This is a genomic window from Kitasatospora phosalacinea (assembly GCF_030268885.1).
In the GTDB taxonomy this organism is placed as follows: Bacteria; Actinomycetota; Actinomycetes; order Streptomycetales; family Streptomycetaceae; genus Kitasatospora; species Kitasatospora phosalacinea_C.
Window position 1 is genome coordinate 1 of the sequence record NZ_BSSA01000165.1, and the last position, 242, is coordinate 242.

Sequence of the window (242 nt, forward strand, 5' to 3'; positions counted from 1 at the left end):
CGTACCCTAAACCGACTCAGGTGGTCTGGTAGAGAATACCGAGGCGTTCGGGTGAACTGTGGTTAAGGAACTCGGCAAAATGCCCCCGTAACTTCGGGAGAAGGGGGGCCACTGTTGGTGACGGGACGTGCTCCCTGAGCTGGTGGTGGCCGCAGAGACCAGCGAGAAGCGACTGTTTACTAAAAACACAGGTCCGTGCGAAGCCGTAAGGCGATGTATACGGACTGACGCCTGCCCGGTGC

1 rRNA gene is annotated in these 242 nt (G+C 58.7%); it reads left to right on the top strand.

The annotated features are described in order from the left end of the window. Nucleotides 1–242, top strand: a 23S ribosomal RNA gene (locus tag QSK52_RS39395); the annotation flags it as partial.